General features: G+C 63.8%; 13 protein-coding genes. 5 read left to right on the top strand and 8 right to left on the bottom strand.

Annotated features, from left to right (window positions below; genetic code table 11):
- Positions 1-35 precede the first annotated feature (35 nt).
- The 5 genes from C7G61_RS20080 to C7G61_RS20055 all read left to right on the top strand — a co-directional run bounded on the left by C7G61_RS20080 (position 36) and on the right by C7G61_RS20055 (position 7390).
- The gene (locus C7G61_RS20080) at positions 36-689 is read left to right on the top strand and encodes a tetratricopeptide repeat protein (RefSeq protein ID WP_108517495.1); all 654 of its coding nucleotides are present in this window, start codon (positions 36-38) and stop codon (positions 687-689) included.
- Between the two features lie 33 nt (positions 690-722).
- Complete coding sequence (locus C7G61_RS20075; RefSeq protein WP_108517493.1) at positions 723-1238, top strand: hypothetical protein; 516 nt, start codon at positions 723-725, stop codon at positions 1236-1238.
- 55 nt (positions 1239-1293) lie between these two features.
- The gene (der, locus tag C7G61_RS20070; protein ID WP_108517491.1) at positions 1294-2679 is read left to right on the top strand and encodes a ribosome biogenesis GTPase Der; all 1386 of its coding nucleotides are present in this window, start codon (positions 1294-1296) and stop codon (positions 2677-2679) included.
- On the top strand, positions 2676-3932 hold the full coding sequence (locus C7G61_RS20065) for a TCR/Tet family MFS transporter (protein WP_108517489.1): 1257 nt from the start codon (positions 2676-2678) through the stop codon (positions 3930-3932). Before der ends, C7G61_RS20065 begins: the two co-directional genes overlap by 4 nt.
- 377 nt (positions 3933-4309) lie before the next feature.
- On the top strand, positions 4310-7390 hold the full coding sequence (locus C7G61_RS20055; RefSeq protein WP_244608384.1) for an autotransporter outer membrane beta-barrel domain-containing protein: 3081 nt from the start codon (positions 4310-4312) through the stop codon (positions 7388-7390).
- Between the two features lie 185 nt (positions 7391-7575).
- Here C7G61_RS20055 and C7G61_RS20050 read toward each other — a convergent pair whose 3' ends face one another.
- The 8 genes from C7G61_RS20050 to C7G61_RS20010 form a co-directional block, all read right to left on the bottom strand.
- Positions 7576-8814, bottom strand: coding sequence for an ABC transporter substrate-binding protein (locus C7G61_RS20050; protein WP_108517487.1), 1239 nt, complete (start codon positions 8812-8814; stop codon positions 7576-7578).
- Between the two features lie 93 nt (positions 8815-8907).
- A complete protein-coding gene (locus tag C7G61_RS20045; protein WP_244608393.1) occupies positions 8908-9975 on the bottom strand; it encodes an NHL repeat-containing protein in 1068 nt (355 codons plus the stop codon).
- Positions 9976-10255: 280 nt separating this feature from the next.
- Positions 10256-10996: an SDR family NAD(P)-dependent oxidoreductase gene (locus tag C7G61_RS20040; RefSeq protein ID WP_108517483.1), complete on the bottom strand. Its 741-nt coding sequence runs from the start codon at positions 10994-10996 to the stop codon at positions 10256-10258.
- 133 nt (positions 10997-11129) lie between these two features.
- Entirely contained in the window at positions 11130-12635 is a 1506-nt protein-coding gene (gene purF, locus C7G61_RS20030) for an amidophosphoribosyltransferase (RefSeq protein ID WP_108517930.1), read from the bottom strand.
- A gap of 31 nt (positions 12636-12666) precedes the next feature.
- Positions 12667-13296, bottom strand: a complete 630-nt coding sequence (locus tag C7G61_RS20025) for a CvpA family protein (RefSeq protein WP_108517479.1) — start codon at positions 13294-13296, stop codon at positions 12667-12669.
- A gap of 163 nt (positions 13297-13459) precedes the next feature.
- Complete coding sequence (radA, locus tag C7G61_RS20020) at positions 13460-14935, bottom strand: DNA repair protein RadA (RefSeq protein WP_108517477.1); 1476 nt, start codon at positions 14933-14935, stop codon at positions 13460-13462.
- A gap of 123 nt (positions 14936-15058) precedes the next feature.
- Positions 15059-15862 (bottom strand): anti-sigma factor, encoded by an 804-nt coding sequence (locus tag C7G61_RS20015; protein ID WP_108517475.1) that lies wholly within the window; start codon positions 15860-15862, stop codon positions 15059-15061.
- On the bottom strand, positions 15859-16488 hold the full coding sequence (locus C7G61_RS20010) for an RNA polymerase sigma factor (protein WP_190241892.1): 630 nt from the start codon (positions 16486-16488) through the stop codon (positions 15859-15861). The genes C7G61_RS20015 and C7G61_RS20010 overlap by 4 nt, the downstream gene beginning before the upstream one ends.
- Between the last annotated feature and the right edge of the window lie 14 nt (positions 16489-16502).

Raw genomic sequence — 16502 nt, 5'->3', positions numbered from 1 at the left:
CAAGGCGCGGTTCCTCGGGGATGGGATACCTTTAAGTGTCTGAATTATTTGATGAAGTAGACGAGGAGGTCCGTCGCGATCAGCTCAAAAAGCTGTGGGACCGATACTCGCTTTATATCATTGCCGGCATGATTTTGATCATCGCCGCCGTGGGCGGCTGGCGTGGCTACCAGTATCTGGAGGCCAAGAAGGCGGTCGAGGCGGGGGCTGCATTCGACAAGGCCGTGGAGCTTTCGGAAGCCAACAAGCACACCGAGGCCGAAGCGGCCTTCGCCGATCTCGCGGCGAAGGCGCCGTTCGGCTATCGCGTATTGGCGCGGTTGCGCATGGCGGCGGAAGTCGCCACCCGCGATCCGCAGGCCGCGGCAAAGCTGTTCGATGAGATCACCGCCGATCGCAGCGTCGGCGTTGCCGAGCAGGATCTGGCGCGGATTCGCGCCGCCCAGTTGCTGCTGGAAAGCACGAGCTATCCCAACATGAAAGAGCGCCTCGAGGCCGCTGCTGCGGCCGGCGCCACCTTCCGCCATACCGCGCGCGAATTGCTGGCGCTGTCGGCATGGCGCGCCAACGACGCTGCGGCGACGCGGCAATGGCTGGATCTGATCGCCAATGACGGCGAAACGCCGCCGAGCCTGCGCTCGCGTGCCGAAGCGCTGCAGGCCTTGCTTCCGCCAGTCGCCAAGAGCTGACGCGTACAAACCGAGTTGATTGGGAAACCCAGTATGCGCCGCCCGCAACGTTTGATCGCAACCGCCGTCCTCATCGCGCTTTCGGGCGCGCTGGCCGGCTGTGGCAGCACGGGCAATTTCGACCCGTCCGATCTGCTCGACTTCCTCGATACCAAGAAGAAGCTGCCGGGTGACCGCAAGCCGGTGTTCCCCGAAGGCGTGCCGGGCCTTGAACAGGGCGTGCCGAAGGATCTCTACAAGGGCTCCCGTCAGCAGGTCGACGACCCGAACGCGCAGGCCGCGACAGCTCCTCCGCCGGCAGAAGAACCGAAATCGAAGCGCGGCGCGAAATCCAAGGGCAAACAGGCTGCCGCCCCTGCGGCTGCGGATCCCGACGCCGCACCCGAGGAGGAAGGCAGCACCGCCGCCGCGCCGCCGGCGCCCAAGCCGGCCAAGATCACGCGCAAGCGGACCACCGCGCCGCCGCCCGATCAATCGGCGGCGCCTGCACAGTCCCCGCAACAATCCGCGTTCCCGGCGCCGATGCCGAGCGGTACGTTCACGCGTTGATTCTTTCTTTTCGTTCGATTGACACGCCCTTCAAAAAAGGGCGTTTGGATCATTTATGTCCTTTACGATTGCCATCATCGGCCGACCCAATGTCGGCAAATCGACGCTGTTCAACCGGCTGGTTGGGCAGAAGCTCGCGCTGGTGGATGACGAGCCCGGCGTTACGCGCGACCGCCGCGAGGGCAATGCACGTCTCGGCGATCTCGAATTCACCGTGATCGACACCGCCGGCCTCGACGAGGGCGCCAAGGGCTCGCTCACGGCACGGATGCAGGAGCAGACGGAAACCGCGATCGAACTGGCCGATGCGCTGATGTTCGTGATCGACGCGCGCGCAGGGCTGACGCCGAACGATCGCGCCTTTGCCGATTTCGCGCGCCGCGCCAACAAGCCGGTGGTGCTGGTCGCCAACAAGAGCGAGGGCAGGCACGGCGAAGTCGGCGCGATGGAATCCTACGCGCTGGGCCTCGGCGATCCCATCCAGATTTCAGCCGAGCATGGCGAGGGCCTGAGCGATCTCTACGACGCGCTCGCCGCGCTGATGCCGGAGCCGGCCGAGGAGGGTGAAGAGTTCGACGACGACGATATCATCGTATCGGATGAGGAACTCGCGCAGCGTCCGATCCGCGTCGCTATCGTCGGCCGCCCCAATGCCGGAAAGTCCACGCTGATCAATCATCTGCTCGGCGAGGAGCGGCTGCTGACCAGCGCCGAGGCCGGCACCACCCGCGATTCCATCTCGGTCGAGATTACCTGGCAGGGCCGCGAGTTTCGCGTGTTCGACACCGCAGGTCTTAGGCGGCGCTCGCGGATCGAGGAGAAATTGGAAAAACTGTCGGTGGCGGACGCGCTGCGCGCGGTGCGCTTTGCCGAAGTCGTCGTGATGATGATGGACGCGCAGAACCGGTTCGAGGAACAGGACCTGCGCATCGCCGATCTGATCGAGCGCGAGGGGCGGGCGATCGTGCTTGCGGTCAACAAATGGGATCTGATGGAGCGCAAGACCCATCTGATTTCGGCGCTGCGCAGCGATGCCGACCACTGGCTGCCGCAGGTCAAGGGCGCCCCCATCGTCGCCGTGTCCGGCCTGATGGGCGAGGGCATCGATCGCCTGATGACCGCGATCCAGGACGCCTATGCGGTGTGGAACAAGCGCGTACCCACGGCTGCGCTCAATCGCTGGTTCGAGCAGGCGGTCGACGCCAACCCGCCGCCCGCGGTGTCGGGCCGCCGGCTCAAGCTGAACTATATTACCCAGGCCAAAGCGCGGCCGCCGAGTTTTATCTTGTTTTGCTCGCGGGCGGATGCGGTGCCCCAATCCTATTTGCGCTATCTCACCAACAGCCTGCGCGAGGCCTTCGACCTGCCGGGCACGCCGATACGGATCACGCTGCGCGAAAAGGCCAATCCGTTCGCCCACAAGCGCAAGCGGCCGTCATGAGCGAACACGCGTCCACCGCTGTTGCCGACGACAAGCCGCCGGTGCGCAGCGGCGCGGCGGCCTTTATCTTCGTCACCATCCTGCTCGACATGTTGGCGCTCGGCCTGATCCTGCCGATCCTGCCAAAACTCGTGGAAAGTTTTGTCGACAACGACACGGCGACGGCGGCCCGGATCTTCGGCCTGTTCGGCACCGCCTGGGCGCTGATGCAGTTCCTGTTCTCGCCGATCCTCGGCGCGCTCTCGGACCGCCTCGGCCGGCGACCGGTGGTGCTGCTATCGAATTTCGGGCTGGCGCTGGACTATGTCTTGATGGCGCTGGCGCCAACGCTGGCTTGGCTGTTCATCGGCCGCGTGATCTCAGGCATTACGTCGGCGAGCATCTCGACCGCCTTTGCCTATATCGCCGACGTGACGCCGCCGGAACGGCGAGCCGCGGTGTTCGGCAAGATCGGCGCGGCCTTCGGCGCCGGCTTCATTCTCGGCCCCGCCATTGGCGGCCTGCTCGGTGGCATGGATCCGCGTCTGCCGTTCTGGATCGCGGCAGGCTTGAGCTTTGCGAATACGCTCTACGGCTGGCTGATCCTCCCCGAGTCGCTGCCGCTGGAACGCCGCGCACCATTCCATTGGAAAAGCGCCAGCCCGCTCGGCGCGCTGCATCTGCTGCGCTCGAACCGGATTCTCGCGGGCCTGTCGCTGGCGAATTTCTTCGGGCAAGTCGCGCATGTGGTGCTGCCGTCCACCTTCGTGCTCTATGCGACCTACCGCTATGGCTGGGATACGACGACGGTAGGGCTCACGCTGGCCTTGGTCGGCGTCTGCGCCATGGTGGTGCAGGGCGCGGGCGTCGGCCCGATCGTTAGCCGTCTCGGCGAACGCCGCGCCCTATTGCTCGGGCTGGCTTGCGGGGCACTCGGATTTTTCATCTATGGCGCGGCCCCGACCGGGCCGCTGTTCTGGATCGGCATTCCCGTGATGGCGCTGTGGGGCGTGGCGGGGGCGGCGATCCAGGCATTGACGACACAGCTTGTTGCGCCGGATCAGCAGGGCCAATTGCAGGGCGCGACCAACAGCGTCAACAGCATCGCCCAGATGGTGGGACCGTTCCTGTTCACGCTGACCTTTGCTTATTTCATCAGCGACCAGGCGCCGGTGAAAATGCCGGGCGCGCCGTTCCTGCTGGCGGCGGCGTTATTGGGGCTGGGGTTGGTGATTGCGTGGCGCACGCTGGCCGCGGTCCGCTCGCCAGACTGATTACCGCGAATAGGGCGGTTGCTACTGTGGCCAGTTTGCAACAGCGATTCCCGATTCTCGATCTTTGGCCATGTGGGACTGCACGGGAACTTTCGGCAGTGCGGTTCCCGTATATAAAGTAAATCAGTTGATTCATTTTTTTCTATTGAAAGCCGGGGCCGCCGACGTCTCGGAAGCAAGCCATTCAAATGACGCGCGTGCCGGTTCGGACATGGTGTTTCCCCCGGCCGCGATTGCCGTTTTGGCAAGCCGCCGCCGTTGTTGCAATCGCTGGTTGCGCCACGCTCGCGCTGACGAGCGGGGCATCCGCGGTCTGTTCGCCGGCGGCCGACAATAGCCCCAATCCTCCGCCGGGCACGACCATTACATGCTCAGTCGTGACGACCGATCAGAACGGGACCAACGGTTACGGAACGGGCAACCAGACCGGCATTGTCATCAATGTCGATAGCGGTGCCTCTGTCACGGGAAGTGCGAATAGCGGAATCAATATCGGAAGCGCGACGGTCAGCAATTCGGGAAGTATCACCGGCGCCACGAACGGTGTTTTCTCTCAAGGTGACGTCACCGTCACCAACAACACCGGCGCCACCATCACCGGTACTACCGTATCCGGCGTCGGCTCGAACAATGGCAGTGTGACTGTCCTCAACTCCGGCACGATCACGGGCAACGCAAACATTGGCGTATTTGCCTTCGTCAATGCCACGGTTACGAACAATGCGGGTGGCACCATCACCGGCGATCTCGGCGTTAATTCCGGCTTTTCCGCTGTCGGGAATGTCACCAATGCCGGCAATATCATCGGCACCTCTTACGGTTTCATTGCCTACGGCACGGGCATCGTCTCCAACAATGCGGGCGGCCTGATTTCCGGCGGGATAAGCGGTGTCCAGGCAAACCAATTGCTGAATATCACGAATGCCGGCGCGATTACCGGTACTGCCAGCTATGGCCTGGAGGCGACCGGCAATATGGAAGTCGCCAACGCCGCCGCCGGGACGATTACCGGCGCAACGGCTGCGATCTACACCACCAGCGGATCGATTTCGGTAGCGAATTTCGGCACTATCTCGAGCCCCACCGGCTTTGCTGCCTCTGCGAATGCCAATCTGACAATAGCGAACGGCGCCAGTGGAAGCATCACCGGCGGCATGGTTGCCAATTTGGGCTTTGCCCACGTTACCAACCAGGGAACCATTACCGGCCTGAACAATATCGCCATCTATGCCCTTACCGACATCAATGTCACCAACGGCGTTGGCGCGCAGATCACGAGCCTGATCAACAACGGGATCTATGCCAGCAATGGCGTCGCAACCGTCGTCAATTCCGGAAACATAAGCGTCGGCGGCCTTGGCTACGCCATTCGCGCCGAGACGAGTGCGGTGGTGACCAACAATGCCGGCGCGCAGATCAGCGGCGGCGACACCGGCGTCCGCGCCAGCCTCGGGTCTGTCTCAGTCACCAACTACGGCTCCATTTCCGGCCTCGCGGGCAACGGCATCTATGCGGGCACCGGCGGGTCGACCGTCTTCAATGCGGGAACGATCAGCGGCGGAACGGCTGCCATCCAATTTTCCGGCGGCGGCAACATTCTCACGCTCGCGCCGGGATCGGTGATATCGGGCAACGTGCTCGGCGGGGGCAGTGATACGTTCCAGCTTGGCGGCAGCGGTGCCGCGACTTTCGATATCAGCGCCCTGGGCGCCGCCGCTCAGTACCAGGGTTTCAGTGCGTTCAATAAAGTTGGCGATTCGGTCTGGACGCTAAGCGGTACGGGCTCCTTCGCGGGTGATGTCAATGTCAATGGCGGCGCGCTGATCGTAAATGGCAATATCGCGTCGGCCAGCAATCTCGTTGTCAATGCCGGCGGCACGCTGGGCGGCAACGGCATCGTCAGCAACACTGTCATCAACGGAGGCATTCTGTCGCCGGGCAACTCGATCGGGACTATCGCCGTACAGGGGAGCCTCGTCTTCACGGCGGCTTCGACCTACCTGGTGGAGGTGTCGTCGGCGGCTTCCGACCTCACCAATGTGACGGGGGCGGCGACGTTGGCCGGGACCGTTCAGGTTGCGCTCGTCAACGGCACCCTGCGGTTCAATTCGCCCTATACCATCCTCACCGCGGCGACGCTGAACGGTTCGCGCTTTGATTCCGTCGCGACGCCAACGGGCGTCTCCGGTTCGCTGACTTATTCGGGCGGCACGGTGCAGCTTGTTCTAGGCTCGGGCCTTGGGGAGATTACCGGCCTCAACATCAACCAGCGAGCCGTTGCCACCGCGCTCGACAAGGCATTCAATTCCTTTGGTAGCGTGCCGGCGTCATTCGGCGGCATCTTCGTCGGCAAAGTCCCGGCAAACCTGACGCAGGTGTCGGGCGAGTTGGCGACGGGTTCGCAGCAGACGACGTTCGACGCGATGAATCTCTTCGTCAATTTGCTGGCCAATCCGTTTACCGCGGGACGCGACGGGCCCGCGCCGGCGGCCGCTTCATTCCAGGAAGAGGGAGCGGCCGATAGCTATGCCAGCGGTCGCCGTCGGCCCATTGCCGAGCGCGACGCCTACGCCATGATCACCAAGGCGCCTGGGCCTGTCAGTTTCGGCCAACGCTGGAGCGTGTGGGGCGCGGGCTATGGGGGCTCGCAGACCACCGACGGCAATGCGGTACAGGGATCGAATACGGCCACCAGCCGCATAGCCGGCACGGCCGTCGGCGCCGATTACCGGGTCTCGCCATTCACACAACTGGGGTTCGCCCTGGCCGGCGGCGGCACCAACTTCGTCGTCGCCAACGGTCTTGGTTCGGGACGCTCCGACCTGTTTCAGGCCGGCGCCTACGTTCGTCATACGGCCGGCGCCGCGTATTTTTCCAGCGCTCTGGCCTATGGCTGGCAGGATGTCACGACGAACCGAACGGTCACGATTGCGGGCAGTGACCAGTTGCGCGCGCAGTTCAACGCCAATGCGTGGGCGGGGCGTCTCGAGGGCGGTTATCGTTTCATCAGCCCGTGGATCGGTATCGGCATTACACCCTATGCCGCCGCGCAATTCGCAACCTTCGAACTGCCGGGCTATGCCGAACGGGCCATTGTCGGTGCCAACACCTTTGCGTTGGCCTATGCGGCCAAAAGCGTTACCTCGACGCGCTCCGAATTGGGATTCCGCACCGACCGATCGTTCGCATTGCCGGGGGCGATCCTGACCCTGCGCAGCCGCTTCGGCTGGGCACACGACTACAATATCGATCGCAGCATCGCTGCCACCTTTCAGACCTTGCCGGGCACATCCTTCGTCGTGGGCGGTGCTTCGCCGGCGCGAGACGCTGCGCTCGCTTCAGCAACGGCCGAAGCGAAATGGCTGAACGGTTTCTCGCTCGCCGCGACCTTCGAGGGTGAGTTCTCGAATGTCACCTCAAGCTACGCCGGAAAGGGCGTGGTGCGCTATGCTTGGTGAGAAGCGCCAATCGGCGGGCTCATCCCTGATCTAGAGCATGATCCGGAAAAGTGGGTACCGGTTTTCCGAGAAGATCATGCTCAAATCAAAGAGATAGAGCGGGATGACGATTCGAAGAAGAGTCATCACGCTCTAGAGGAAGGCGGGCACATGGCGCGAGTGGCCTTACCCGCCTTCTGCTTGATTTACTTCTTCACCAGCGGACACTCGCTGGCTTCGAGCGGCTTGGCGGCGTCTTCCGCCGAGATCGTGGCGATCTGCTTGTAATAGTCCCACGGTCCCTTCGACTCGTCCGGCTTCTTCACTTCGAACAGATAGGCCGGGATGATGCGGCGGCCGTCGGCGCGCAGCGGGCCCTTGCCGAACAGCGGATCGTCGGTCGGCAATTCCTTCATCTTGGCGACGACCTTGGCGCCGTCATGGGGATTGCCGCCGAGCGCTTCCATCGCCTTGAGATAATGCAGCACCATGGCGTAGTTGCCGGCCTGGGTCATCGACGGCATCGCGTTCTTGCTGGTGAGCGCGGAGAACCGCTTCGACCAGGCGCGTGTCTGGTCGTTGAGGTCCCAGTAGAAGGATTCCGTGAACGTCAGGCCCTGCGCGGTCTTCAAACCCAGCGAGTGCACGTCGTTGATGAACAGCAGCAGCGCGGCGAGCTTCTGGCCGGCCGCGACGATGCCGAATTCGGCGGCCTGCTTGATCGCATTGGTGGTGTCACCGCCGGCATTGGCAAGTCCGACGACCTTGGCCTTGGAAGCCTGCGCCTGCAGCAGGAAGGACGAGAAGTCGGACGTGTTCAGCGGATGCTTCACGCCGCCGAGCACTTTGCCTCCGTTGGCGGTCACAACCGCCGATGTATCGCGCTCGAGCGCGTGACCGAAGGCATAGTCGGCGGTCAGGAAGAACCAGCTATCGCCGCCCGCCTTGGTCAGCGCCTTGCCGGTGCCGGTCGCCAGCATGTAGGTGTCATAGGTGAACGAGATCGTGTTCGGCGTGCAGGCCTTGCCGGTGAGATCGGCGGTTGCCGCACCCGAGTTCAGCAACACCGCGTTCTTTTCCTTGACGAGATTGCTGACCGCGAGCGCGACGCCGGAATTCGGCGTATCGGCGATCGCATCGACCTTTTCGGTATCGAGCCATTGCCGGGCGATGTTGGTGCCGATGTCGGGCTTGTTCTGGTGATCGCCGCTGACGACGTCGATCTTCCAGCCTTTCTGGGTGAGGCCCGAATCCTCGACCGCCATCTTGACCGCAACCACCGAGTTGGGGCCGCCGATATCGGCATAGAGGCTCGACATGTCGTTCAGCACGCCGATCTTGACGGTCTTGTCCATGGTTTTGTCTTGGGCCAGTGCTGGCGTCGCGAGGCCGAGTGCGGCAAGCGCCACGGAGGCGGCGAAGCGCCGCGCAATTCTAGTCGTCATGGTATTCCTCCAGAAATGGTTGTTCGCCGGCTCTCTTTTCGGAACCTGCCAGCGGCTTTGCGATAGTCCTTCTCGTGGAGCCGGGCAATCCGCCTATCGTAGCGCGTCCGAGGTCAGCTTGAACTTCTGGATCCGCTTGCCGGTGTCGACCTCGGCCGTATAGACGTTGCCCCTGGCATCCACCGCCATGGCGTGAATCCAGTGGAACTGTCCGGCATTGCGCCCGCTGCGCCCAAAACTGCCGACCACGGACCCGTCGTCGCGTTTCAGCACCCGGATTTCGTTGTTCTCACCGTCGGCGCTCAGCAAATAAGTCTGCTTCGGGTCGGGCCAGATTGCGATATCCCACACTGCGCCGTTGCCGAGTGTGTTCTTTTCGTAAAACCATTCCTTAACGAAGGTTCCATCTTTCCTGAACACCTGGATGCGGTTGTTGATGCGGTCGCAGACATAGACCAGCCCGTCATTGGAAAGCTTTACGCAATGGACGGGATTGGCAAATTGCTGCGGCGGCGGTCCCTTGGGATCGTAGGGCGGTTGCTTCTCATCGCTCGGCGGTTTGCCATAGGCGCCCCAGTGCCGCTTGTAGGCGCCTGACGTGGCGTCGAACACGATGATGCGACGATTGCCGTAGCCGTCGGCGACGAAGATTTCGTTGGCGTCCTTGTCGACCGCGGTCTCGGCGGGCTTGCCGAGCTGCGTGGTGTCGCCAGAGCCCTTGCTCGGCGCGATCTTGCCGATCTGCATCACGAACTTGCCGTCGAGGGTGAATTTCAGGATCGCGTTGTCGTTGTCGGCATTGCCGCCGACCCACACGAAACCTTTCTCATCCACTTCGATGCCATGCTCGCGGCCGACCCATTCGTAGCCTTCGCCGGGCCCGCCCCAGGAGCGCAGCAGATTGCCGTCGGCGTCGAACTCGAGCACCGGCGGCGCCGACACGCAGCATTTGGAGCGAGGCGGATTCAGCGCAGCACCCTTCTCATCGTCGGTGAGCGAGCGCGGGCGATGGATCACCCAGATGTGGCCCTGCGCATCGACGGCGATGCCGCCGACCTGGCCGAGGATCCAGTTGTTCGGCAGTGGTTTTGGCCAGGACGCATCGACGGCGAAGGTCGGGACGTCGGCGGCTTGCGACGGTGCGGGCGTCGCAATCAGCATTGCGGCGGCGAAGCAGGCTGCGATGGTTCCGGAAAGAGTCAGGCGAGCGCGCGTACATGTCGGCGTCATAGGTGCCTCCCGATATTTTTCTTGGCGGGTTGTCCCGCTTAGGGAGGGCAGTCAATCGCGGGGAGGGGGAGGAGTCAACGGTATGACGCCGTCATTGCGAGCGAAGCGAAGCAATCCATCAAGCCGCGCAAAGAAAGAATGGGTTGCTTCGTCGCTTCGCTCCCTTGCGCAAACGCTTCGCGTTTGTCGCAGGCAATGACGTGGAGAGATCTCACGCTGGCGGATGAAAGCTCATCAGCGTGCGGGTCTTGTAGTCGTACAACTTGCCGGTCTCGTTCCACTCCGGCGCGCACATCGGCACGATGAATTCCGCCGCCTGTTCCGGCGTATCCAGCGTCATCGGGTCTTCGCCGGGAAATACGCTGGCGCGCATGCGGGTGCGGATCGGGCCGGGGCTGAACAGGTTGACGCGCAGTTTCGTGCTCACGGTCTCGTTGGCCCAGGAACGCACCAGCGTGTCCAGCGCGGCCTTCGAGGCCGCGTAGGGACCCTGATAGGCGTTCGCCTTGCTGGCGGCGCCAGAGGTCACGAACACGGCGCGGCCGGCGTCCGAGACCCTGAGCAACGGGTCCATGCAGCGGATGAGCTGGAAGTTTGCGGTGACGTTGATCGCCATCACGTCGTTCCAGGGCTTCAGTTCGATATGGCCGAGCGGCGAGGAGGGACCGGCGATGCCGGCATTGCCGACGAGAATGTCGAGCTTGCCGTGGCGTTCGTGCAGCGCCGCGCCGAGCCGCGCGATGCCGTCGAAATCGGTGAGGTTCAGTGGCACCAGCGTAGCGCTGCCGCCGTCCTTCCGGATCTCGTCGTCGAGCTCCTCCAGCCCGCCTTGCGTGCGCGCGACGGCCACGACATGCGCGCCGGCGCGGGCGAGCGCGCGGGCGGTAGCGTAGCCGATGCCGCGCGAGGCGCCGGTGACGAGGGCGATGCGGGAGGCGAGGGGTTTGGTCATGTCGTGCCACTTTCGTCATGCCCGGACTTGTTTCGGGCATCCACGTCTTTGCGGCGGGTATTACAGACGTGGATGGCCGGGACAAGCCCGGCCATGACGGAAAATTACTGGATTATTCGCCGCATGCGAGCCCTCAGCTCGCTTCCGCCAGCAGCGACAATTGCCGGGGCTGCGGCTCGACCTGGGTCTGGTCGGTGAGGTGGGTCGGATAGGCGCCGGTGAAGCAATGATCCGAGAACTTCGGATTGGCGGGATCGCGGCCCGGCTCGCCCATGGCGCGGTACAGGCCGTCGATCGACAGGAACGCCAGCGAATCCGCGCCGATGATGTCGCGCATCTCTTCCAGCGAGTGGGTCGCGGCGAGAAGTCCGCCGCGGTCCGGCAGATCGATGCCGTAATAGTCGGGATACAGGATCGGCGGCGAAGCGAGCCGGAAGTGCACCTCGCGGGCGCCGGCATCGCGCATCATGCGGACGATCTTCTTCGACGTGGTGCCGCGCACCAGCGAGTCGTCGATCAGGATGATGCGCTTGCCCTCGATCGCGGCGCGGTTGGCCGAATGCTTCATGCGCACGCCGAGTTCACGCACGCTCTGCGTCGGCTGGATGAAGGTGCGGCCGACATAGTGGTTTCGGATGATGCCGAGTTCGAACGGCACGCCCGAATGCTGGCTGTAACCGAGCGCGGCGGGCACGCCGGAATCCGGCACCGGCACCACGACGTCGACTTCGACATGGCTCTCGCGGGCAAGCTGCGCGCCAAAGGCTTTTCGGACGTCGTAGACCGAGCGGCCGCCGACGATGGAGTCCGGCCGCGAGAAATAGATGTATTCGAAGATGCAGGGCCGCGGCGGCTTCGGTGGGAACGGCTTGTGGCTGTGCGCGCCGGCCTCGTCGAACACGATGATTTCGCCGGGCTCGATGTCGCGGACATATTTAGCGCCGATCATGTCGAGCGCGCAGGTTTCCGAGGTCAGGATCGGACGGCCGTCAAGGTCGCCGAGCACCAGCGGGCGGATGCCGAGCGGATCACGCGCGCCGATCAGCTTCTTGTTGGTGAGCGCGACCAGCGCGTAAGCGCCTTCGATCGCGCGCAGCGACTCGATGAAGCGGTCGATGAAGCGGCCGCGCTTCGACTGCGCCACCAGGTGCAGGATCACTTCGGTATCGTTGGTGGATTGCATCATGGCGCCGTTGCGCACCAGTTCGCGGCGCAGGCTCAGCCCGTTGGTGAGATTGCCGTTGTGGCCGACCGCGAAACCACCGGCATTGAGTTCGGCGAACAGCGGCTGCACGTTGCGCAGGATGTTGGCGCCTGTCGTGGAGTAGCGCACATGGCCGACGGCGAGGTTGCCGGGGAGGCGCTCGATCACTTCGCGGCGGGAGAAGGTGTCACCGACCAGGCCGAGCCGTTTCTCGCTGTGAAACCGGGAGCCGTCGAAGGAGACGATGCCGGCGGCCTCCTGACCGCGGTGCTGAAGGGCGTGTAGTCCCAGCGCTGTGATGGCGGCGGCCTCGGGGTGGCCGAAAATGCCGAACACGCCGCATTCCTCACGTAGCGTGTCGCCTTCGAGATCGTCCTGCAACTCGATGCCAGCATTTAGATCGAGTTGGCCGGCGGGATCGGAAGGGTTTTGCATCGCGTCCATCGCCTCTCTATCTTGGCCAGAATTAGCGTGCCGCGGGTTTCTCGATCAGCTTTTTAAGGCTGTCGCGGGCAGGTTTACTGTAGCCATCGCCGGACGCAGGGGCTGCCTGGTCGGCGTCAGTTTGGTCGTCTTCCGGTTTATTCTTCTTGAATCTCTTTAAGATGGTGTTCTCGGGATCATCCGGCAAGAGCGACATTAACCAATCCCCGGTTCCCTGCAGGACCACCCGGGATTTCGCACCGGTGATCCAGTCCGGCCGCTGCTTGTCCGGGACCAGCCAGCTGAAGAACAGGAAGGCGACCACCACGATCAAAAGGCCGCGACCCAACCCAAACAGGAAGCCGAGCGTGCGATCCAGTGCACCGATCCGGGAATCCAGGATCATGTCCGAAATTCGCACCGTGATGACGGAGACCACGATCAGGGTGCCGATGAAGGTGCCGGCCACCACCACTACGGACGCCACCGTGTCGTTGTTGAAATAGGTCTTGGCGGTCGGCAGCAGCTTCGAGAAGGCATACAGCGTGACCAGCGCCGCCGCGCCCCATGCCGCGATCGACAGGATTTCGCGCATGAAGCCGCGCACCATGGCGAGCAGCCCCGAAATCAGCATCACTCCGAGCAGGACGAGATCGAGTATCGTTATCGGCATCGGCTGGTCAGGTCCGCTCGTAAGTTCTCAAGCAGCGAATCGACGGGTCAGGTCACCCCAAGTGAGGGGCAGAAGGCGCATCCCGCAAGGCCGGATATTGCACCATCCCGCCCGCCTTTCGCGCGCGTTGTATAGCGGCGAGGGCGGGGCGCGTCACGCCGCTTTAGCTGTTTTCACGACGGAATCGCGCCGGTGTGGCATTTTTCTCCGTCACACCCTCGCGATTGGCTTCCCGGTTGCCGGCCCCGGCATTTCTTGGGCTGCCACGCGCGGCGATTTCGGCGACCAGGCTGGTCAATCCACCAACGCTGTTCAGTACCAGGCCGCCGTCGGAGCCGATCTCGCCGCGAGCCGATTCGGGCAGAATGGCGCGGCCAAATCCCAGTTTTGCGGCCTCCTTCAATCGGGCGGAGGTCTGCGCCACCGGCCGGACCGCGCCCGAGAGCGAAATCTCGCCGAAATAGACCGCATCTGTCGGTAACGGTGCGTTCACCAAGGATGATACCAGGGCGGCTGCCGCCGCGAGGTCGGCCGCGGGCTCCTGGATACGCAGGCCGCCGGCCACGTTCAGATAGACGTCGTAGCCGGACAATTTGACCCCGCAATGGGCCTCCAGCACTGCCAGCACCATCGACAGCCGGCTCGGGTCCCAGCCCACCACGGCCCGCCTGGGGGTGCCGAGCGTGGTCGGCGCCACCAATGCCTGCAATTCCACCAGCACCGGGCGGGTGCCTTCGATCCCGGCAAAGACCGCCGTGCCCGGGCTGCCCAGATCGCGTTCAGAAAGGAACAATTCGGAGGGGTTGGAGACCTCGCGAAGGCCGAGGCCCGTCATCTCGAACACGCCAATCTCGTCGGTCGGGCCAAAACGATTCTTCATCGCGCGCAAAATCCGGAAATGCTGCGAGCCTTCGCCCTCGAACGACAGCACGGCGTCGACCATGTGCTCGACCACGCGGGGACCTGCGATCTGGCCGTCCTTGGTCACATGCCCGACCAGAATGATCGCTGCACCCGATTTCTTGGCGAAGCGAATGAGCGCCTGCGCGGAGGCGCGGACCTGCGTCACCGTTCCCGGCGCCGATTCCACCGTATCGGTCCACATGGTCTGGATCGAATCGATCACGATCAGGCGCGGCACAGCGCCCTCCGACAGCGTCGAGACGATGTCCTCGACCGAGGTCTCGGCGGCGAGCTGCACTGGTGCGTCCGCCAATCCCAGCCGCTCGGCGCGCAGCCGCACCTGCGCCACGGCTTCTTCGCCCGAAATATAGACCGCGCGGTGGCCTGCGCGGGCCAGCATGCTGGTGGCCTGCGTGAGAAGTGTCGATTTGCCGATGCCGGGATCGCCGCCGACCAGCAAGACCGAGCCGCGGACAAATCCGCCGCCGGTAACGCGATCGAGCTCGGTCATTCCGGAGGACAGGCGCGGGGCGTCGTTGCTTTTTCCCGTCAGCGATTCCAGCGCGAACGTCCGGCCCTTGCGGCGGGAGCGGACCGACACCGGCATCGAGGTGGCACCGGTCGTGTCCTCCTCGGCCAGCGTATTCCACTCGTTGCAGGAATCGCACTTGCCCTGCCAGCGATTATACGCCGCGCCGCAGTTCTGGCAGACAAAGGAGAGGGTGGATTTGGCCATCAAGGGTGAGTCGCTGCTTCCTGTCGAGCACCGTGCATAACACGGTTAGGCCCGGAAGCACGAACGCGCAGCATCGATCGCGGCGATGCCGACCCTAAAGCGCGCTTCGGTGGGACTGCCTTGTCAGAGAGCGACAGGCATGAGCGAGCCGGTGAACAGGACCGGACCCGACGGCTGCCCTGTCGTCGAGCCGCCCCTTGGCTCGAGGCTGACGGCGAGCGCCGCTTGGGCCAGCGCTTCGGCAGTGGCGTGCGGCAGCACGAGAGCCGTCGTTGTGCCGGGGCGCTCGCTCGGGAAAAGGCCAAGCGAGCGGCGCGTTCCGTCCGGGGACACCAGCCAGACCTCAAGCACATTGCTGTTGAAATCACGGGGCGGCGTGAGGTTGAGCCGCAGCACCAGCCGTCCGTCGGCAACGTCGAGATCCGCCGTCATCATCGGACGCTGATCCTTGTCGAGCAGCACCGCCACGTGCGTGGGCGGCGAGGCCACCAGGCCCTTGGTTGTGTCCTCGATGCGTGCAAGCCGCTTGTCGAGAGCCGCAATCTGCTCCGGCCCAACACCCTGCGGGAGCGAAACGACGTAAAGGAGCAAGGCCGCCGCCGTGCCCGCAGCCAAAGCAGTCGCGCCGCGCCAGAAGCCGACGCTGTCCCACAGCCGATCGAACCAGCCCTCGCGTACCGGTGCTGCCGGTGCACGTGCCAGCGCGATCTGCCGGGCAATCTCGTCCCAGACATGCGCAGGCGGCTCCTCGGCCGGGACCGACTCGGCGAGGGGATTGAGCCTCTGTTCCCAGCGTTCCACGAGATCGCGCAGGTCACGGTCGCCGGACAACAGCCGCTCGAAACGGCGGCGCTCGGCGCCGCTCAGCGTGCCGAGTACGTATTCGGCCGCCAGTAGCTCGCGCGTTTCCGTATCGACGTAGTTCATCGTTCCAAACACCCCCTGAGCCGGATCAGGCTTCGCCGAACCCAACTCTTCACGGTGCCGAGTGGCACGCCCACATGGGCTGCCACCTCCTGGTACGTCATACCCTCATAATATATCAGCTTGAGAGTATTGCGCGGCCCCTCCTCGAGTTTGTCAAGGCAGTCCTGCAGGCGGCGGGCATCGCGACTAAGCGCCGCCTGATCGGCCGGACGCGATGCCGGGTCCTCGCGGTCCTCAATCGGTGCATCATCAAGTGGCGCCTCGCGCCCGCGCCGTCGTATGACATCGATGCACCGGTTCCGGACGATGCGGGCGAGCCAGGCCATCGCAGCACCGCGACTGGGATCGAAGGTGTGCGCATTGCGCCAAACGAGAACAAAGCAATCCTGTATGATTTCCTCGGCTGTTTCGCGACTCCTGAGAATACGCAGAGCGAGTCCGAATAGTTGCGGAGCCGTTCCCTTATAAAGGCTATGCAGGGCAGTCTGATTGCCGCTGGCGCAGGCCTGCAGCAGGGCCTCGGGACTCTGCGTCGTCTCCGCATCTGGGGCTGCCGGTCGGATGGATCGGCTGATCACCCGCTCATCAGAGCTCGACACGAAGCTGACCGTCTTGATTTCCGGCATTTCGACTCGTCGGA

The sequence above is a fragment of the Bradyrhizobium algeriense genome (genome assembly GCF_003062295.1).
Classification (GTDB): domain Bacteria; phylum Pseudomonadota; class Alphaproteobacteria; order Rhizobiales; family Xanthobacteraceae; genus Bradyrhizobium; species Bradyrhizobium algeriense.
This window is presented reverse-complemented; position numbering and strand designations above follow the sequence as displayed.